Origin of the sequence: Actinocorallia libanotica (genome assembly GCF_039525175.1) — a bacterium.
Taxonomy (GTDB): domain Bacteria; phylum Actinomycetota; class Actinomycetes; order Streptosporangiales; family Streptosporangiaceae; genus Actinocorallia; species Actinocorallia libanotica.
The window spans coordinates 48995-68351 of record NZ_BAAAHH010000020.1; the positions used below are offsets into that span (position 1 = coordinate 48995).

The 19357-nt window shown below is 72.0% G+C and carries 15 protein-coding genes; 7 read left to right on the plus strand and 8 right to left on the minus strand.

The window, feature by feature from the left end:
• Nucleotides 1–2: 2 nt before the first annotated feature.
• From ABD140_RS22940 to ABD140_RS22955, 4 genes are all read right to left on the minus strand, one after another.
• Nucleotides 3–770, minus strand: a complete 768-nt coding sequence (locus ABD140_RS22940; protein WP_344242990.1) for an ABC transporter ATP-binding protein — start codon at nt 768–770, stop codon at nt 3–5.
• On the minus strand, nt 767–3532 hold the full coding sequence (locus tag ABD140_RS22945; RefSeq protein WP_344242991.1) for an ABC transporter permease subunit: 2766 nt from the start codon (nt 3530–3532) through the stop codon (nt 767–769). Before ABD140_RS22945 ends, ABD140_RS22940 begins: the two co-directional genes overlap by 4 nt.
• A 73-nt stretch (nt 3533–3605) precedes the next feature.
• A complete protein-coding gene (locus ABD140_RS22950) occupies nt 3606–4856 on the minus strand; it encodes an ABC transporter substrate-binding protein (RefSeq protein ID WP_344242992.1) in 1251 nt (416 codons plus the stop codon).
• A gap of 457 nt (nt 4857–5313) precedes the next feature.
• On the minus strand, nt 5314–6282 hold the full coding sequence (locus ABD140_RS22955) for an LLM class flavin-dependent oxidoreductase (RefSeq protein ID WP_344242993.1): 969 nt from the start codon (nt 6280–6282) through the stop codon (nt 5314–5316).
• A 215-nt stretch (nt 6283–6497) separates the two neighbouring features.
• On the opposite strand from ABD140_RS22955, the gene ABD140_RS22960 reads away from it, so the two are divergent.
• From ABD140_RS22960 to ABD140_RS22980, 5 genes are all read left to right on the plus strand, one after another.
• On the plus strand, nt 6498–7889 hold the full coding sequence (locus tag ABD140_RS22960; RefSeq protein ID WP_344242994.1) for an ABC transporter substrate-binding protein: 1392 nt from the start codon (nt 6498–6500) through the stop codon (nt 7887–7889).
• Between the two features lie 157 nt (nt 7890–8046).
• Nucleotides 8047–9078: a zinc-binding dehydrogenase gene (locus tag ABD140_RS22965; protein ID WP_344242995.1), complete on the plus strand. Its 1032-nt coding sequence runs from the start codon at nt 8047–8049 to the stop codon at nt 9076–9078.
• A 16-nt stretch (nt 9079–9094) separates the two neighbouring features.
• On the plus strand, nt 9095–9724 hold the full coding sequence (locus tag ABD140_RS22970; RefSeq protein WP_344242996.1) for a TetR/AcrR family transcriptional regulator: 630 nt from the start codon (nt 9095–9097) through the stop codon (nt 9722–9724).
• A gap of 78 nt (nt 9725–9802) precedes the next feature.
• Nucleotides 9803–11521, plus strand: coding sequence for a thiamine pyrophosphate-binding protein (locus tag ABD140_RS22975; protein ID WP_344242997.1), 1719 nt, complete (start codon nt 9803–9805; stop codon nt 11519–11521).
• Between the two features lie 55 nt (nt 11522–11576).
• Complete coding sequence (locus ABD140_RS22980) at nt 11577–12350, plus strand: SDR family NAD(P)-dependent oxidoreductase (protein WP_344242998.1); 774 nt, start codon at nt 11577–11579, stop codon at nt 12348–12350.
• Between the two features lie 48 nt (nt 12351–12398).
• Here the strand turns inward: ABD140_RS22980 and ABD140_RS22985 are convergent, their stop codons facing one another.
• Both ABD140_RS22985 and ABD140_RS22990 read right to left on the minus strand, forming a co-directional pair.
• On the minus strand, nt 12399–13661 hold the full coding sequence (locus ABD140_RS22985; protein ID WP_344242999.1) for an NADH:flavin oxidoreductase/NADH oxidase family protein: 1263 nt from the start codon (nt 13659–13661) through the stop codon (nt 12399–12401).
• A gap of 35 nt (nt 13662–13696) precedes the next feature.
• The gene (locus ABD140_RS22990; protein WP_344243000.1) at nt 13697–14884 is read right to left on the minus strand and encodes a cytochrome P450; all 1188 of its coding nucleotides are present in this window, start codon (nt 14882–14884) and stop codon (nt 13697–13699) included.
• Nucleotides 14885–15020: 136 nt separating this feature from the next.
• Here ABD140_RS22990 and ABD140_RS22995 point away from each other — a divergent pair, with 136 nt between their 5' ends.
• Nucleotides 15021–15623 carry a TetR/AcrR family transcriptional regulator gene (locus ABD140_RS22995; RefSeq protein ID WP_344243001.1) on the plus strand — a complete coding sequence of 201 codons (603 nt, stop codon included), beginning with the start codon at nt 15021–15023 and terminating at the stop codon, nt 15621–15623.
• Between the two features lie 16 nt (nt 15624–15639).
• On the opposite strand, the gene ABD140_RS23000 is transcribed toward ABD140_RS22995, so the two are convergent.
• Together ABD140_RS23000 and ABD140_RS23005 are read right to left on the minus strand one after the other, a co-directional pair.
• Nucleotides 15640–16419 (minus strand): SDR family NAD(P)-dependent oxidoreductase, encoded by a 780-nt coding sequence (locus tag ABD140_RS23000; protein WP_344243002.1) that lies wholly within the window; start codon nt 16417–16419, stop codon nt 15640–15642.
• A gap of 104 nt (nt 16420–16523) precedes the next feature.
• The gene (locus ABD140_RS23005) at nt 16524–17582 is read right to left on the minus strand and encodes a LacI family DNA-binding transcriptional regulator (RefSeq protein ID WP_344243003.1); all 1059 of its coding nucleotides are present in this window, start codon (nt 17580–17582) and stop codon (nt 16524–16526) included.
• A gap of 156 nt (nt 17583–17738) precedes the next feature.
• Here ABD140_RS23005 and ABD140_RS23010 point away from each other — a divergent pair, with 156 nt between their 5' ends.
• Nucleotides 17739–19292, plus strand: a complete 1554-nt coding sequence (locus tag ABD140_RS23010; protein WP_344243004.1) for an ABC transporter substrate-binding protein — start codon at nt 17739–17741, stop codon at nt 19290–19292.
• Nucleotides 19293–19357: the final 65 nt, after the last annotated feature.

The following is a 19357-nucleotide window of genomic DNA, read 5'->3' on the forward strand; positions in this document are numbered from 1 at the left end:
GCTCAGCCGAGATAGGCGGAGCGGACCACCGGGTCCTCCCTGATCTCGGCCGGGGCGCCCTCGGCGATGACCTCGCCCAGGTTCAGCACGACGAGGCGTTCGCAGGTGTCCATCACGAACCCGACGTCGTGCTCGACCAGCAGGATCGTCACGTCCAGCCCGGCGATCACCTCGGCGAAGCGGGCGCTCTGGTCGGCGTCCAGGCCGGAGGTCGGCTCGTCCAGCAGCAGTACCGACGGGTCGTCGGCGATCGCGCGGGCCAGCTCCACCATGCGGCGCCGGCCGATCGGCAGATCCGCGGCGTAGGCGCCGGCCAGGGAGGCCAGACCGCACCGCTCCAGCACGGCGAGCGCGCGTTCCCGGCGCTCGCGTTCGCGCGCCCTGCGGGAGGGGAGGGCCAGGAGGTCGCCGAGCAGCCCTCCCCCGCCGCCGTGCCACTCCAGTGCGGTGAGCACGTTGTCCAGGACGGTCAGGCGGCCGAACACCTGGGGACGCTGGAACGTGCGGCGGATCCCCATACGGGAACGGCCGAGCGCGCCGGTCGCCGTCACGTCCGCCCCGTGCAGCCGGACCGTGCCGGCCGTGGGGCGGCGCAGCCCGGTCACCACGTCGAAGAGCGTGGTCTTGCCCGCACCGTTCGGGCCGATGAACCCGTAGGTACGGCCCTCCTCCACCGCGAAGGACACGCCGTTCAGGGCGCGGACGCCGCCGAAGTTGACACCCACTCCCGCCACCTCGACCGCCGTCCGCGTCATCACGCCCTCGCTCATCGTGCCGCCTCCAGAGCTCCGAGATAGGCGTTCGTCAGCAGGTCGTCGTCGACCTCGGAGCGGGCTCCGCTCCACACCACGCGGCCCAGCCGCATGAACGCGACGGTGTCGGCCATCGCGAGCACCTCACCCGCCTTCTCCTCCACCACCAGCAGTGCGACGCCGCTCCGGCGCAGCTCGTCGAAGATCTGGAAGATCTCCTCGACGACCAGCGGAGCGAGCCCGAGCGAAGGCTCGTCGGCGATCAGGATGCGCGGCGGGCGCACCAGCGCGGGAGCCAGCGCGAGGATCTGCTGCTCGCCGCCGGAGAGCGCGCCGGCGTCGATCGCGCGACGTTCGGCCAGGACGGGGAGCCGGTCGTAGACCTCCGCCCTGGCGTCCTCCCGCAGAAGGAGCGCGAGGTTCTCCTCGACGGTCAGGCCGGGGAAGACGCCGCGGCCCTCGGGAGCGAGGAACACTCCCGCACCCGCCCTGCGGTGCGCGGGAAGACCGGTGACGTCGGCTCCGTCGATGCGCACCCGGCCTGCGGTCAACGGCACGAGGCCCGCCGCGGCCAGGCACGTCGTGGACTTCCCGGCACCGTTGGCGCCCAGCAGCGCCACGACGCGGCCGGCGGGCACGGCCAGGTCGACACCGCGCAGCACCGTCGTGTCGCCGTAGCCGGCCACGGCGCCCTCCAGACGCAATGCGTCCGCCGCCGAAGGCGCTTCCGCCGCGATGGGCGAAGGCTCCTCGACCGCGAGCACGGACGCCCCGGGCGCCTCGGGTGCCTCGGATGTCTCGGGGGTCCTGGCCAGGTCGACGGTCTCGACGTCCTCCTCCGCCAGGGCCTTGGCGCGTTCGGCCCGCTCCCGCCTGCGGCGCCGCTGGTAGCGCCGCTCGGCGGCCTGGGAGAGGATCCCGTCCGGGTGCATGGCCAGCCCGACGCCGCCCAGGCCGAACAGCGCCATCGCCAGGTGCTGGGAGTCGGTGAAGGTGTGCAGGAGCTCCGGCACGAACACCATGAACATGCCGCCCAGGACCGCTCCGGCCACCCGCCGCACGCCCTGCACCACCACGACCGCCAGCCAGACGAAACCGACGGCGGCCGGCATGTCGGTGATGGTGATCATCCGGTTGAAGACGCCGTACAGCACGCCGCCGAGCCCGGCCACCGCCGAGGACAGCACGAACAGCGTGATCTTGGTGCGGGTCGCCGAGATGCCGATGACCTGGGCGGCCGACGGCGCCGAGCGCACCGCGAGGATCGCCCGGCCGGACGCGGAGTGCTCCAGGTTGCGCACGAGCAGCCCGACCACGCCGATCAGCGCCAGCAGCAGGACCACCCGGGTGCGGGGGTCGTCGGTGTCGGTGAAGCCCAGCGAGAGCGCGGGCAGCCGCCAGCCGAGCGTGTCGTTGCCGAACGCCGGGATCTGGAACAGCACCTGGTCGGCCAGCAGCGCCAGGGCGAGCGTGGCCAGCGTCAGCACCTTGCCGCCCAGCCGCAGCGCGGGCAGCGCCACCACGACCCCGGCCGCCGCCGCGGCCAGGACGCCCAGGACGATCGCGAGCCCGAGGGGCAGCCCCCGGTCGAGCGCCAGCCCCACGGTGAGCGCGGCCATCGTGGCGAAGGCGGCCTGGGCGAGGTTGACCATGCCGCCGATGCCGGTGACGACCACGAACGAGCAGAAGACCAGCGCGAGCAGCAGGCCCTGGGAGACCACGCCCACCCAGTAGGAGTCACCGATCGTGAACGTCCACGCCAGCAGCGCCGCCAGCGATACGCCCCACGGCAGGATCCGGCGCCACCGCGGCAGGCCGGCGAGGTAGTCGGGCGGCGGCGGATCCTCGGCGATGGATCCGGCCACCCGGTCGCGGGAGCGGTTGAAGACGATCAGGCCGACGAACAGCAGGAGGACCGGCACCGCCGTCCGGATTCCCGTGACGTTCTCCGCGAAGTCCCCGTATCCGGCGACGAGGTTCTGCAGGACGCCCAGCGCGAGGCCGGCCGCGAAGGTGACCGGGATGGAGACCAGGCGGCCGAACACCGCCGCGGTCGCCGAGGTGAACAGCAGGACGAGGAAGGCCGCGGAGTCCAGGCCCAGGGTGGGCACGGCGAGCACGCCCGCCACCGCGGCCAGCGTCGAGCCGAGCATCCACGCCTGGGCCGAGGCCCGGTCGACGTCCACGCCGCGCAGTTCGGCGAGCGCGCGGCGGTCGACCGCGGCGCGCATCCGCAGCCCGAGCGGGGTGCGGCTCATCAGCGCCCACAGCAGCGCCGCCATCAGCAGCGCGACCGCGAAGGCGATGAGCTGGTCGGAGTCCAGCACGACGCCGGCCACCTCCCAGGTCTCGACCGGCTGCGGACCCAGGCCGCGGGCCGCGCCGCCCTCGGTGACGCTGGGAAGGCGGAGGCCGAACCCTTCGTTGAACAGGTCGATGAGGCCGAGGCCGAGCGCGGGCAGCGCGATGTTCAGGCCGATGGTCGCGACGATCTGCGCGGTCTCGCCGGCCGCCGCCAGCCTTCGGAACATCACCTTGTGCAGCAGGCCGCCCAGCACCGGACCGGCGGCGGCCACCGCGACCAGGCCGGCGAGCCAGGTGGGCCAGCCCGCTCCCGCGGTGAGCTCGAAGAAGACCAGCGCGGAGGTGAAGCCGACGGCTCCGTGGGCGAAGTTGAACACGCCGGTCGTCGCGTAGGTGAGGGTGAGGCCCGAGGCCATGAGCGCGAAGACCGCGCCGGTCACCAGGCCGCTGAGAACGTAAGAGATGAATTCCGTCATGCATCAGTCCCGGGGTGCGGCCGGCCGCGGCACCGTCTCCGGCGCCGCGGCGGACGGGCAGAAGTGGAGGGGGTCACTCGACGGGGTCGACGCACTTCAGCTCTTGGGCGACGCGGAACCCGCCGCCCACGATCTGCACCAGGGTGCCGCACCCGGAGGAGAGCGTCTTGTTCCGGGGATAGGCGATCCTGCCGAAGCCGGCGTTCTCGTAGGAGAAGCCGTCCGAGGCCTTCAGGAAGCTCTCGCGGGTCACGTCCTCGCCGGTCTTCTCCAGCACCTTGAGGAAGACGTCCGCCGACCAGTAGCCGATCGCCATCTGCTGGCTGAACACGATGTCCTGGCCGCCGGTCCTGCGCAGGTCCTGCTTCATCAGCTCGACCTCCGGGGACCGCGACTCGAACGCCGCCACCTGCAGGCCGACGTAGACGCCCTCGAGCGCCGCGACGCTCTGCGGGTCGGCCAGGACCTTGGGGTCGTAGCTGGTCGCGTCGGTGATCATTCCCTTGAAGCCCGCCTTCTTCAGGGCCGCGTAGAAGCCGTTGTTGTGTTTGACGCCCGACATGATGGACGCGACGATGTCCGGCCACCCGCCGCCTGAGGCCGCCTTCACCTTGTTGACGTAGGGCAGCCAGTCCTGCGGCGGGGCGCCGGCGGGCACCGTGTTCGCCACCCCGGTGATCTTGAAGCCGGTGTCGGAGAAGGTCTGGCGGATCGCCTCCGTACCGGCCTTGCTGGAGGTGGTGTCGGTGCCCTGCAGCCACACCGACTTGTCCTTGCCACCGAGCTCGGCGGTGATCTGCTCGCCCCACCAGGGCGCGAGCTTGACGCCGGGCTTGGGAGTCAGGCAGCCGTTGTAGCCGAAGGCCGTGGACAGGCCGCACTGGGCGGGGTTGGTGATCCAGCCGAACCACGGCGTCTTCCTCTGCTCCAGGTACTCCATGCCGCTGAAGCTCGGCGCGCTGACGGGGACGATGGCGAAGACCCCGTCCTTCTCCACCAGCCTGCGGGTCGCGGCCAGGCCCGTGGCGGGGTCCATCGAGTCGTTCTCCGCGCCCAGGAACTCGATCTTGCGGCCGTTGACGCCGCCCCCGGCGTTGGCCCGCTCGAAGCGCGCCTTGGCGCCGAGCTCGGCCTCGGCCGTGGAGTAGCCGATCGAGCTGGTCTTGGTGAGCAGGCCGGCGACCTTGATCGAGGTGTCCGTCACGCCCTGGGAGCCGCCGTTCCCGGAAGGGGGGCCGCCGTTGCTCGCGCAGGCCGTGAGGAGGGAGAGCACGCCCAGGCCGATGGTGATCTTCGAAGTTCTACCGGAAGGGAACGAAGGCATCGTCAGACTCCGACACGCCGGAAGATCGCCTGCGGGCAGGCGATCGGATGTGAGCTGCGCCTCATCGCGAAGGCTGCCACAACCCCGCCGGATCATGCAATAGCTTTCCTGGAGAGGGTTCCTGGATCAGGAAAGAGCATGTCTTTCGCATGAGGCTTACGGATAGATGAATACCTCTGCGCCTAAGCAAGCAAGACGCAAGTGTGGGCACGCGCCATCTGGCACGTGCCCACACCGCGATCCCGAACCGAGGAGGGAGCGTTCACCCCTCCCCGCCCCCCGAACCACCCGGCAGGCGCAGGGCCGGGGCCTTCGGAGAGCGGGGCGGCGTCACCCCATCGGCGAACCGTCATGTTTATTTTATATGATTAATTTTATTCCACAAGGCCGTCCCATGAGGAGGGACCACGCAGGCCCGTACCCGGAAGGGCTGAAGGACGGAAGACCGGCGTGCCGCTCAGGGCAGCGCGGGCAGCACCCTGTCGGCGACCGTGCGCAGGTAGCGCCATGCGGTCTCCGGCGGCAGGCCGCCGACCAGCGGATGCAGCGCCAGCGGCGCGCCGGCCCGCACCGACGCGATCGCCTGCTCCACCGAGAGGATGCGGTGGCTGCGGTTCTCGGCGCGCAGCTCCTCGGCCGTCCTGGCCGCCGACAGGCTGGCGGTGCCGGTGACGCCCTCGTTCCAGGAGGCGTAGCTCAGAACGTCGTGCATCAGATACGGGCCGAGCTCCTCCCACGCCCGGTCGACGTCCTCGGCGACGAACACGGTCGTCGGCGTGTCCGCCGGCGTCAGGACGCACATGCCCGGCTCGTGCCCGGCCGCACGCGCGGCCTCCCGGTAGGCGGTGCGGAGCTCGGGCTCGCCGCTCTGGGCGAAGAAACCCAGCCCGTACCGGCCGGCGCGGCGGGCGGCCACGAGGCTGCTGCCGCCCCAGGCGACCATCGGACCGCCCGGCGTCGCGGGCGGCGGCGTCACGCGGACGCGCCGCCCCCCGTACTCGAACGGCTCCCCGGTCTTGGCCTTCAGAAGCACCTTGAGCTTCTCCTCCGCCAGCTTCCCCCGGCGGTGGAAGTCCACCCCGTGCATCTCGTACTCGGCCGGCCGGTAGCCGACGCCGGCGACGTACATCACCCTGCCCCGGCTGATGATGTCCAGCACCGCCATCTCCTCGGCCAGGCGGACCGGCTCGTAGAGCGGCAGGATCACGACCGCCACGGTGATCGGCAGGCTCGTGGTGCGCGCCGCCAGCGCACCGGCCAGCATCAGCGGCGAGGGCAGGAAGCCGTCGTCGGAGGCGTGGTGCTCCGAGAGCATGATGTTCAGGCACCCGTGCCGCTCCGCCCACCCGGCCATCTCGAGCGCGGCGGCGTAGAGCTCCGCCGCGGGCGCCCCCGTCGACGGAGCGCGCATGTCGAAACGCATCATGAACACCGGCCGGCCTCCTCGGTTCTCGTCTCCGACGGGAGGACAAGCTACTCCATATATTGCATATGGCCTGGGCTCGATAGAGGAGAGCCCGCTGCGGCCCGAGGTCGCCGGATCGAAACCGTGACCGCCCTCTTCCCTTGCCTTCTCCCACTCGCCATCTATATAAATTATTAAATAGGCGATGCCTGACCGCACACACGAAGGAGGAGCCCATGTCTGACGACGCGACCGCCCGGGACGCGCACGGCGGAGAGCTCGTGGACCGCATGTTCCCGGAGATCGTGGATCCGGGCATCGCGCGCGAGGACCGCGCGGTGTGCACCGTGCACTCCGGTGTCGACACCGCCGAGTCCGGCGACTGGGGGAACCAGCGGTGGTACGAGGGCGGCGGCCGCGTCGGTGAGCGCGCGTACCAGAACATCGTCGTCTATCCGCCGACGCGGGGGCTGGTGAGCCAGGGGGACGCGTTCGAGCCGGTCAAGATCGGCGTGCTCATCGACATCGAGCTGGGCCAGCTCCTGGCCGACTGGATCGACGCCACGATCCTGGCGATCGAGGACGCGCTGAACGAGGGCGTCTACGACCGCCCGGTCCAGCTGGTCATCGCCGACGCCCGCGGCCTGCCGCGGGAGAACTACGGCAAGGTCCGCAAGGGCTACGAGTGGCTGTGCGACCAGGGCTGCGTCGTCGTGCTCGGCCCGATGATCTCGGACAACTCGCTGAACATCCAGAACCTGGTCAACCAGCGCAAGGTCGCCTGCATCGCCTGGACCGGCGCCTGGCGCTACGCCTCGGAGTACAACTTCACCATCGCCAACGGCGACATCCCCAGCGAAGGCGTGATGTGCGCCCAGTGGATGAAGCAGAAGGGCTTCACCGAGGTCGGCATGTTCTGGGAGCAGGGCTCCTCGGGACGCGACTACGCCGACTTCTTCCGCGAGGAGGCCAACCGCCTCGGCGTCAACATCGTGCGGGAGGTCAAGCTCGGCCCCAACCCCCGCGGCCTCAAGGAGCAGCTCGCCAAAATGCGCGAGCAGGGCGTCGAGGCCATCTACTACGGCGGCTACGGCTACTCCACCTTCCACTTCCACGACGCCTTCAAGGCCCTGGACTGGGACCCGCCGCGCGTCATGGGCACCGCCTTCATGTTCTACTCCAACACCAACAAATGGGCCGAGGGCCTGGAGGGCTGGCACGGCGTCGACCAGCTCGGCCACGAGGGCGCCGGCGAGAACCCGAACTACCGGGCGATGATCCAGCGGTTCGAGGCCCGCTTCGGCCGCGTCTCGCGCAACGTGGTCATCGCCCTGGCCTACGACACCGCGCGCTCGGGCGTCCACGGCATCGGCAACGCCGCCATGGCCACACCCGAGGACGTCAAGGACGGCATCGAGCGGATCCGGTGGATGCCCGCCACCAACGGCGGCCCCGGCACCTACATCCAGTTCGGCCCCTGGGACCACAAGGGCTACAAGGGCGACTTCCTCACCATCCGCGAGCTGCGCGACGGCGACCTGCGCTTCGACGGCTACCACCGGCCGGAGTTCCCCTCCAACCGGTCGTCGCCCATCACGGGCGGAACCGCCTCCTCCGTGGACTTCTGAGCGTCGCCGCCCGCCCGCGGACGCGCCGCGGGCGGGCGGAGGCCCCGAAAACGCACCCGACGGGCGAGATCGGGAAGCGGCCGGTTCGAACCTCTTGTCATATAAAAGATACTCCAGTATCTCTTGGTACCCGAGTATCTCTGCTTCGGGAGGAACCGTGCTCGCTGCTTTCACCACCGCCGGCGGCGTGGAGGTCGGAGAGGTTCCCGAACCGGTGCCCGGCCAGGGGCAGGTCCTGGTCGCGCCGCTGTCCGCCGGGATCTGCGGCTCGGACCTGCACCTGGTCGACGCGCTGGCCGGCCTGGGCGACCAGGCCCCCCGGATCGTCCTGGGCCACGAGTTCTGCGCCGAGATCCTGGAGACCGGCCCGGGCGCGGCCGGGCGGTTCGCCCCGGGGACGCGCGTGGTGTCGGTGCCCCACGTGCTGGGCGCGGCCGGGCCGGTGGACCTGGGCCTGTCCCCGGAGCTGCCCGGCGGGTTCGCCCAGCGGGCGGTGATGCAGGAGTCCCTGCTGCTGCGCGTGCCCGACGGCCTGCCCGACGACCACGCGGCGCTGACCGAGCCCCTCGCCGTGGCCGTCCACGCGGTGCGCGCCGCCCGGCCCGCCCCCGGCGACGCGGCCCTGGTCATCGGCTGCGGCCCCATCGGCCTGGCCGTCATCGCGGCGTTGAAGGCCGACGGCCACGGCCCCGTCGTCGCCGCCGACTTCTCCCCCGCCCGCCGCGCCCTGGCCGAGCGGCTGGGCGCCGACGTCGTGCTGGACCCGGCCACCTCCTCCCCCTACGAGAAGTGGGCCGACCTGGGCGTCGTCGAACGGCCCCCCTCCCCCCTGCTGGCCGACGACGTCCCCGCGGGGAACGTCGTCGCCTTCGAGTGCGTCGGCGCCCCCGGGCTCATCCAGCAGATCATCGAAGGCGTGCCCCGCCACAGCCGCATCGTCGTCGTCGGCGTGGGCATCGCGCCCGACACGATCACCCCGGTCTCGGCCATCCTCAAAGAGGTGTCGCTGACCTTCGTCTTCGCCTACCGCCAGGCCGAGTTCGCCCACGCCCTGGACCTCCTGGCGAGCGGACGCGTCGAGGCCGAGTCCTTCGTCACCGGCGCCGTGGGCCTCGACGGCGTCGCGAAGGCCTTCGCCGACCTGCACAGCCCCGACGAGCACGTCAAGATCATCGTTCGCCCGCGATGAGGAGGCCGGGACACCGATGCGCAGGTCCGCACCGCATTCCCCGACCCCGAACCTGCGCGAGCGCAAGAGGCAGCGGGCGCGGGACGAGATCTACGCGGCCGCACTGGACCTGCTGGCCGAGCGGTCCTTCGACGAGGTCACCATCGACGAGATCTGCGCACGCGCCGAGGTCGGCCGCGCCTCGTTCTTCCGGATCTACGGGGCCAAGGCCGGGCTGCTGCTGGAGTTCAACCACCGGCTGGCCCGGGACGCCCGCGAGGCCGCGGCCGCCCGGCCCGCCGCCGGCGCCGTGCAGCGGCTGCGGGTCGTCCAGCAGACCCTGGCGGCGAGCTGGACGGCCACGGGACCCGCGCTGCGGGAGATGCTGCGCGCCTTCCTCTCCGAGGCCGGTCCCGCCCTGTTCTCGGCGGCCGGGGACGCGCCCGTGCACCCCGAACTGCTGGCGCTCGTGGCGGAGATCGTCGAGGACGGGCAGCGGTCCGGAGAGCTCGACGCGCGGCTGGAGCCGGGGTTCCTGTCCTGGCTCATCGTCACGGGGATGGCCACCGCCACCGGCCGGTGGGTCACCGGCCGCACCGGGACGAGCCTGGAGCAGGCCACCGGAGACGTGCTGGAAGTGCTGCTCGGAGGCCTGGCGCCTCCCTGAGGCGCCGAGGCCGCCGCGTTCCGCGCGGACCCTTCCCGGAAGCCCCCCGCCAAGAAACTGCTACTTCTGAGGAGCCTCATGCACCTGAACGGCGGCACCCTCCTGGCCAGGACGCTGGCCGAGACGACCGAGGTCGTCTTCACCCTCCACGGCGGCCACCTGGACTCGTTCTTCAAGGGCTGCGTGGACAACGGCATCGAGCTGCTGGACTTCCGGCACGAGGCCGCGGCGGTCAACGCCGCCGACGGCTACGCCCGGGTCACCGGCGGGCTCGCCGTGGCCGCGGTGACCAGCGGGCCCGGCTTCGCCAACGCCTTCGCCGGCATCACCAACGCCTACGCCGACGGCGTCCCCCTGCTGGTGGTCATCGGCGCTCCCCCGCTGCGCGAGGTCGAGACCCGCGAGCTGCAGGGCGGCCTCGACCAGATCGCCGCCCTCGCCCCGGTCACCAAGTGGGCCCACCGCATCACCACCCCCGAGCGCATCCCCGACCTGGTGGGACTGGCCGTCCGCCACGCCCTGTCCGGCCGTCCCGGCCCGGTCGTCCTGGAACTCCCCATCGACGTGGCCTTCACCCCGGTGAACGAGGCCCACCTCAAGCCCGCGGGACACCCGCGGATCGGCGCCCGCCCAGGCCCCGGCCGCCAGGCGCTCACCGACGCCCTGGCGCTGCTGGAGAACGCCGAAAGGCCGGTCGCCATCGTGGGCGAGGGCTCACTGTGGTGGCAGGACCGCGACGTCCTCACCGAGTTCGCCGAGACCACCGGCATCCCCGTGCTCTCGGGCGGCCCCGCCTCCCGCGGGCTCGCGGCCGACCACCCCCTGAACGCCCGGGGCCTGGCCTCGCTCGTCGCGCTGCGCATGACGGGAGGCGGCTCACCCGACGCGGTCATGCTGCTCGGCTTCCCGCTGAGCCTCTTCTCCGGCGGAGGCCCCGGGGCGCTCCTCCCCGACGACGCCAGGATCGTCCAGGTCGACGCCGACGCCGCGGAGATCGGGCGCCTGGCCCCGGTCGACGTCGCGGTGCAGGCCGACGGAGCCGAGACCCTCGCCGCCCTGCTCGCCGCCCGCGAAGGCCGCTGGGCGGACCGCTCCGCGTGGGCGGAGAAGGTGGTGGGCGCCGCCGGGCTCGTCGACCTCATGTTCGCCGACGCCCCCACCGAGATCGACGGCCGGATCCACCCCTACCACGCCGCCAGGGAGGTCATGGCCGCGCTCGACCCGGGCGCCGTCGTCGTCGCCGACGGCGGCGAGACCGCCGGCTGGACCAACTCCGCCCTGACCGCGACCGCGCCGGAGATCGTGCTCAACCCCGGCTACCAGGGCCACCTGGGCATCGGCCAGGGCGTCTCCATCGGCGCCCAGCGCGCCGAGCCGGGCCGCCGCGTCGTGCAGATCACCGGCGACGGCGCCATCGGCTTCCACATCCAGGAGCTCGACACCATGGTCCGGCACGGCCTGCCCGTCGTCACCGTGGTGATGTCCAACGACACCTGGGGCATGTCGATCCACGGCCAGGACGTCCTGTTCGGCAAGGGCAACGACATCATCAGCCGCCTGGCCCCCACCCCGTACGAGAAGGTCGCCGAAGCCTTCGGCGCCCACGGCGAGCGCGTCGACAAGCTCGACGACCTCGGCCCCGCCGTCCGCCGCGCCCTGGACTCCGGCAGGCCCGCCCTCATCAACGTCGCCGTCTCCAACGAGGCCGTGCACCCGATGACCACCTCCATGCTGGGCGACGTCGACGCCACGGACGAGATCGTCGTCCCGTACTACCAGAACATCCCCCTCAAGTAGTGACCGAACGGACCCCCCCGTTCCCGACGAGAATCCGACAGAGAGAAGAGAGCACATGAGCGACAGGCTGGACGGCAGGCACGCGCTGGTGACCGGCGCGGCCTCGGGCATCGGGCTGGAGTGCGCCCGCGTGCTGGCCCGGGCGGGCGCCCGCGTCACCCTGGTCGACATCGCCGAGGAGGCGGTGGCCCGGCACGCGGCCGACATCGGCGGCCAGGCGCAGGGGCTGGCCGCGGACGTGACCGACGAGGACCAGGTGCAGCGGGCCGTCACCGCCGCGGCCGACGCCTTCGGCCCGCTGCACATCGCGGTGAACGCCGCCGGGTCCGGCACCTTCGGCACCGTCACCGACCTGCCCCTGTCCGAATGGCGCCGCGTCATCGACCTGAACCTGACCGGCGTCTTCCTGTCCGTCAAGCACGAGGCGCTCCAGATGGCCGACGGCGGCGCGATCGTCAACATCGCCTCGCTGAACGCGCGGCAGCCCGCCTCGGGTTTCGCCGCCTATTGCGCGAGCAAGGCCGGCGTGGAGATGCTCACCAAGGTCGCCGCCATGGACCTGGGCCCCCGCCGCATCAGGGTCAACGCGATCGCCCCCGGACTCATCGACACCCCCCTCACCGCCGGCTTCAAGGGCACACCGGTCGAGGACGAGTACCTGGAGAACGTCCTGCTGGGCCGCGGCGGACAGCCCGGCGACGTCGCTTCGGCCGCCCTGTTCCTGGCCTCCGACGCGTCCTCCTGGATGACCGGGGACACGATCCTGGTCGACGGAGGCGCCCACACCATGCGCTACCCCCAGCTCGCCAAGCAGTTCGGCGCGGGCTGAGCCGGGAGCCCTCCGCGCCGCGGACCCCGCCGCGCCCTGCCGCCGCGGTCAGCTTCGCTTGGGGCGGAGGGCGGCGGGGCCCTTGCTGACCATCGAGCCGAGGGTGCGCCACCAGGGCCGGGCGGGGTCGGGGTCGCGGCCCTCCCCCATGCGGTGGAGCTGCTCGGCGTGCCATTGCAGGTTCACCGCGCTGTCCAGGGGGCGCAGGTCGGTGACGCGGCCGAGCAGGCCGCGGGCGCCCATGCGGATGGCGGGGACGTCCAGCCGTTCCCTGCCGTGTTCGAGGAGGGCCTTGGGCGCGTCGGGGGTGAGGCAGGCGGGCCGTCCGAGGCCGATGATGTCGCAGTCGCGGTCGGCGAGCGCCTGCTCCATCGCGGCGCGGGTGCGAAACCCTCCGGTGACGGCGATCGGCGTCCCGCCGGCGACCTCGCGGACGGTGCGGGCGTAGTCCAGGAAGTACGCCTCGCGGGCGCGGGTGGACTCGGCCATCACGCCCATCATGGCCGGGGCCTCGTAGGAGCCGCCGCTGATCTCGATGAGGTCGACGCCCTCGGCGACGAGGGCGCCGACGACGCCGCGGGACTCCTCCTCGGTGAATCCGCCGCGCTGGAAGTCGGCGGAGTTCAGTTTGATCCCGACGGAGAAGCCGGGACTGACGGCCGCGCGGACGGCGCGCAGGACCTCGATCACGAAGGCGCGGCGGCGTTGCGGATCGCCGCCCCAGGCGTCGTCGCGCCGGTTGGACCTGGGCGAGAGGAACTGGGTGACGAGATAGCCGTGCGCTCCGTGGATCTGCACGCCGTCGAACCCGGCGGCCTCGACCACGGCGGCGGCCGTGCCGAAGCGCTCGATGATCTCGCGGATCTCCTCGTCGCGCAGGGCGCGCGGCCTGGCGGCGCCGGGGACGCGCGCGGCGATCGCGCTGGGCGCGACCGGGCGGTTGCGCCCGGTGCGCTGGTTGGCCTGGCGGCCGGGGTGGTTGAGCTGCGCCCAGATCGGCCCGCCGTGCTCATGGTGGACCCCGGCCCACCGGGCCAGCGCGGCGAGGTGGCGGTCGTCCTCGACGACGACGTTGCCCGGCTCGCCCAGGTGCCTGCGGTCGACCATGACGTTGCCGGTGACCAGCAGGCCGTAGCCGCCGCCGCTCCATCTGCGGTACAGGTTCTCCAGGCGGGTGCCGGGCGCGCCGTCGGGCTCGGCGAGCCCCTCGCTCAACGCCGACTTCATCAGCCGGTTGGGCAGGACCTGACCCGACCGGAGCGTGAGGGGGGTGCCCAGGTGGCCGCCGCTGCCGGCCGAGGGGGGTTTCATGGCACGAGAACCTACCCCTCCGTTCGGGTCTCCGGTCAGCGCAGGAGGAGGGGGAGGGTCTTCCAGCCGCGGACGGTGGAGGTCTGGCCGAGCCTCGCCTCCTCCCAGTCCACCTCCCAGGCGGGGAAGCGCTTGAGGATCTCCTCCATGGCGACCCTTCCCTCCAGGCGGGCCAGGGAGGCGCCCAGGCAGTAGTGGCCGCCCAGGCCGAACGTGAGCTGCTGGCCGACGTTGCGGCGGATGTCGAAGCGGTCGGGGTCGGTGTGGCGGCGGGGGTCGCGGTTGGCCGAGCCGACGATGAAGAGCAGGGCGCTGCCGGCCGGGACCGTCCGTCCGTGGAAGTCCGCGTCCCGGGTGACGTAGCGGGCGATGGAGTGGCCGGTCGGCTGGTAGCGCAGGATCTCCTCGATCGCCCCCGGGACGAGGGAGGGGTCGGCGGCTATCTCGGCCCGCTGGTCGGGGTGCTGGGCGAGCACGGCGCCGATCCAGCCGATGAGCCGGCCCGTCGTCTCGTTCCCGGCCGCCGCGACCACGGTGACGTAGGTGAGGACCTCGTCCCGGGTGAGCCTGCGGACCTCGCCGTGCTCGTCCTCGAACTCGGCGTTCAGCAGGTCGGTCATGAGGTCGCTCGACGGGTGGTCCCTGCGCCAGTCGATGTACTCGCCGAACGCCTCGTTCGTCAGGGTCTCGCCGCTGAACCGCATGCGCTCGCCGTCCTCGGTGCGCAGGGCCTCGTCGGCCATGTCGCGGATCGCGGGCTGGTCGGCCTCGGGGATGCCGAGCAGCATGCCGATGACGCGCATCGGCATCTCCGCGCCGACGGCCTCGATGAGGTCGAAGCGGTCGGTTCCGACGAGCGGGTCGAGGACGTCGGTGCAGAACCGCCGGACCCGGGGTTCCAGCATGCTGATCCGCCGCGGGGTGAAGACCCGCGACAGCAGCCGCCGGTGGATGTCGTGGACCGGCGGGTCCTCGAAGATCAGGGTGCCGGACGGCATCTCCTGGCCCAGCTGGATGATCTCCAGGATGTCGCCGCGGGCGGAGGAGAACGTCCGCCAGTCCGGCAGGCCGCGCTCGCAGTCGGCGAAGCGGCTCACGGCGTAGAAGTCGTACTTCTCGTTGTAGTACAGCGGCTGTTCCTCGCGGAGCCGCTGGTAGATCGGGTACGGGTCCAGCGCGAACTTCGCGTCGTAGGGGTCCCAGTAGAGCTCGTCGGTCGTCATCGCCGTGCCTTCCGGATCGTGGTCGGTGGTGCGTTCTCGGATCTCCGCGGGTCGTGCTGCGACGTGACGGCCGACACATCAGGTGCTGAACAACTGTTTAACACCGGGCCTCCGGGGCGTCAAGGAAAATGGGGGCATGACCGCTCCCCGCCGCATGGGCACCGAGAACTCCAAGACCCGCCACCTGCTCCTGGACACCGTCGAACGGCTGATGGTCGAGGAGGGGTACGCGGCCGTCGGCGTGCGGCGGGTCGCACGCGAGGCGGGGGTGGCGCCGGCGCTGGTCCTCTACTACTTCCGCACCCTCGACGACCTGTTCCTGGCCACGATGCGCCGGCGCTTCGAGCAGGAGATCCAGGCGCAGACGACCGCGCTGGAGTCCGACCGCCTCATGAAGACGCTGTGGGACCACAACAGCCATCCCGAGGGCGCGGTGCTGAACCTGGAGTTCATCGCGCTCGCCAACCACCGCAAGACCGTCCGCGGCGAGGTCGCGGCGCACGCCGAGCGGCTCCGCACGCTCCAGAAGGAGGCCGTCGAGCGCTACCTCACCGAGCGCGGCATCGACTCCGGCACCCTGTCCCCGCTCGCCCTCACCGTGCTGATCTCGACGATCTCCCGGTCCCTGATCCTGGAGGACACCCTGGGCCTCACCATGGGCCACGCCGAACTCCAGGCCCTGATCGAGCGCCATCTCCAGACTCCCCTCGACGACGGGGCCGTCCCGGAGGAGGGCTGACCCGCCGCCGGCCCGGTCAGCGCCGTCCACCGAACTCCGGTGCCAGGCGGGCGGCACCGTCGAGCCGGATGACCTCGCCGTTCAGATAGGGGTTGCGGATGATGGACTCGGCGAGCAGCGCGTACTCCTCCGGCCTGCCCAGCCGTTCCGGGAAGAGGATGTCGCCCATCAGCGCTCGCCGGGCCTGCGGCGAGGACAGGCGAGGCGTGGCGAACGCGCCCGGCGCGATGGCGCAGACCCGGACGCCCAGCGGCGCCAGATCCCGCGCCATGGGGAGGACCATGCCCACCACCGCCCCCTTGGCCGCCGCGTAGGGCACCATCGCGGCCTGCCCGTCGAAGGCGCTGATCGAGGCCGTCTGCACGACGACACCGCGCTGCCCGTCGCGGTCCGGCGCGTTGGCGGCGAACGCGGCGGCGCAGAGCCGCGCGAGGTTGAACGGACCCATCACATGGAGCTCGAAGTTCCTGCGCAGCACCTCTTTGTCCATCACCGACCCGTCCGCGCCGACCAGCCGAGGGCTCCGGATGACGACACCCGTGGCGCTGACGGCGATCGAGAGGACGCCCAGCGACCCCGCGGCGGCGATGGCCGCGTGGACGACATCGTCATCGGCGCCGTCCCCGACGACGACGGACACCCGCTCCCCCAGCTCGGCGGCGAGCGCCGCCGCACCGTCACCGTCCGGATCGAGCACGACCACCCCGACGCCTCCGGCGACCAGCCGCCGCACCGTCGCGCTCCCGAGCCCGCCCGCACCCCCGGCCACGATCGCCGAACGCCCCGCCAGCTCCATCAGCCCTCCCTCATCGGCACCTCCCCGATACCATCACAGAATCTCCAAAAATGAGAGTGCTATTCTCGCTTGCGAGAACCTGTATCTGAAGGGGTGCGCGGCCGCTACGGCAGCGCGACGGGCGGGATGCGGAGGGGGCGGCGGCGGCCGGTGGAGCCGCGGACGATGAGTTTGACCGGGAGCGTCATCGGCCTGCTCGGGACCGGGGTCGAACGGGACGACAGGAGGGCGGTCACGGCGGCCTCGCCCTGGGCGCGGAGGGGCGCCGCGACCGTGGTCAGGCCGGGCGTGACGATCCGCGCGGGATAGATGTCGTCGAAGCCGACGACGCTGACGTCGTGGGGGACCCGGATGCCGCGTGACTGCAGCACGCGCATGAGGCCGATGGCCTGCTGGTCGTTGTAGGCCAGGATCGCGGTCGGCCTGCCGGCGTCCAGCGCGCTCGCGGCGCGCCGGCCCCCCTCGACGGTGGGCACGAACGGGCCGACCCGCTGGACCTTCTGGCCGAGTGCGGCGGCGGCCTCGCGCAGCCCGCTCCAGCGCATGCCGTTGACCCAGGAGGCCTCGGGTCCGGAGATGTAGAGGACGTCGCGGTGGCCGAGCTCCGCCAGGTGCTCGGCCACCAGGCGCATCGCGTGGCGGTCGTCCAGCACGATGCCGGGCACGTCGGCGACGTCGCGGTTGAGGACGATCACCGGCCGCCGCCGGGCTGCCGTGCGGATCGCCGAGTCCGACATGCGGGTGCCCGCGAGCACGACGCCGTCGACGCCCAGGAGGATCCGCTCCAGGCTGCCGCGTTCGAGCCGGACGGACTCCTGGGCGTCGATGAGGATCAGGACGTGGTCGGCCTCCGCGGCGGCCGACTCGGCACCGCGGATGATCTCCCCGTAGACGGGGTTGGTCACATCGGAGACGACCAGCGCGAGCATCGAGGTGCGGCCCCTCGGCAGCGCGGAGGCCAGCGGATTGACCCGGTAGCCGAGCTCGGCCGCGACCAGGCGCACGCGCTCGACGGTCCCGGCGTTGACCCGTCCGGGCCGCGCGAAGGCACGGGAGACGGTCGAGGCGGAGACCCCCGCGGCTCTGGCCACGTCGTAGATCGTCGGCGGCCGTTCCGCCCGGCCGGTGGCCGGACCCGGTGCGGATTCTCCCTCTTTTTCCACAAGAAGATGCTATGTCACAGCAGAGAACGCTGATTCGCTCCCGGGCGGTGACAACTGATGGCAACCGCTTGCCGGGTGACGGGGGACACAACGTTAATGGCCGACGCGCCTCCAGAAAGCGGGGCGATCACCTCAGGCACCAGACGAGGAGCCCCCATGACCACCCCCTCCCCCTCCGTGCGGCACCGCTCGCGGATCCTCGCCGCGTTCGCCGCCACGGCGCTCCTCACGACGGCCGCGTGCGGCGGCGGGTCGGACCCGTCCGCGAAGTCCGAGGGCGCCGCGGAGCTCGCGCTCGCCGTCCAGGGGACCCCGCCCTCCTTCGAGATCACCCAGCTCAACGGCGGCCAGTCCGCCTACATCTGGAGCTCCCTGTACGACACGCTGCTCTACACCGACAACCAGGGGCGGATCCAGCCGAACGCGGCGGAGAGCTACGCCTACTCCGAGGACCGCAGGACGCTGACCCTCGAACTCCGCAAGGGCATGACCTTCAGCTCGGGCGCCCCGGTGGACGCGGCGGCGGTGAAGGCGAGCCTGGACCGGCTCCTCCGGACGCCCGGACCGAACCAGTTCGCCATGACGGCCGTCGAGACGATCGAGGCGCCCGACGCGGACACGGTCGTGATCGGGCTCGAGCGGCCCGACGGCTCCCTGCTGAGCAACCTCTCCTACCTCAACGGGGTGATCGCCGATCCGGCGACGATGACCCGGCCGGAGGCAGCCGCCGATCCGGTCGGCTCCGGCCCGTACACCCTGGACAAGGGGGCGACGGTCACCGGCTCGACGTACGTGCTGAAGAAGCGCGCTGATCACTGGAACGCCGCCGCCTACCCGTTCGAGACGGTGAAGGTCCGGGTGATGACCGACCGTTCGGCCGTCACCAACGCCCTGCAGGCGGGCGAGCTCAACGCCGGCAGCGTCGACTTCACCCAGCTGCAGCCCCTGAAGGACAAGGGCATGCGGATCACCTCGGTGAAGGCGACCGCGGTGGCGAGCCTGATCCTCGCCGACCGCGCGGGCGAGGTGGCCGAGCCGCTCGGGGACGTCCGGGTGCGCAAGGCGATCAACATGGCGTTCGACCGCACCAAGCTCGCCGAGACCTTCCTGCGCGGCTCCGGGCAGCCCACGGCCCAGGTGTTCAACCCCAAGGGCGGCGGCGCCCACGACCCCGGGCTGGACGAGGCCCACCCCCACGACACCGCGGCCGCCAAGAAGCTGCTGGCCGACGCCGGATACCCCGACGGCTTCCCGGTGACGATGCCCAGCCTCGCCGTCACCAAGGCGTTCGAGCCGACCATCGCCCAGAGCCTGGCCGACATCGGCGTCAAGGTGAACTGGACCCCGCTGCCGCCCCAGCAGCAGGCCGCGGCGCTCTCCTCCAAGAAGTACCCGATGTACTTCATCCTCGACGGCCTGGCCGGCGACGCGGTGACGAGCACCCTGTTCTTCAGCACCCGCTCCCAGCGCAACCCCTTCGGCAGCACCGACCCGGAGTTGACGAAGCTGATCGACGCGGCGAACAAGGCGGCCGACCCCGCCGCCGCGGGCGAGGCGTACCGGAAGGTCAACGCGTTCGCGGTCGACAACGGCTGGTTCTCCCCGGTCTTCTACATCGGCACCACCTGGGTGACCGGCGAGGGCGTGGTGTACCTCGGCGACGGCTCCTCCACCTACAGCCAGATCCGGGCCTTCGGCACCGGCGGCTGAGCGGAGGCCGGGCGTGCCGCACGCGGACCGCCCGGTCCCCTCCCCCACCGGACCGCCCCGAAGGA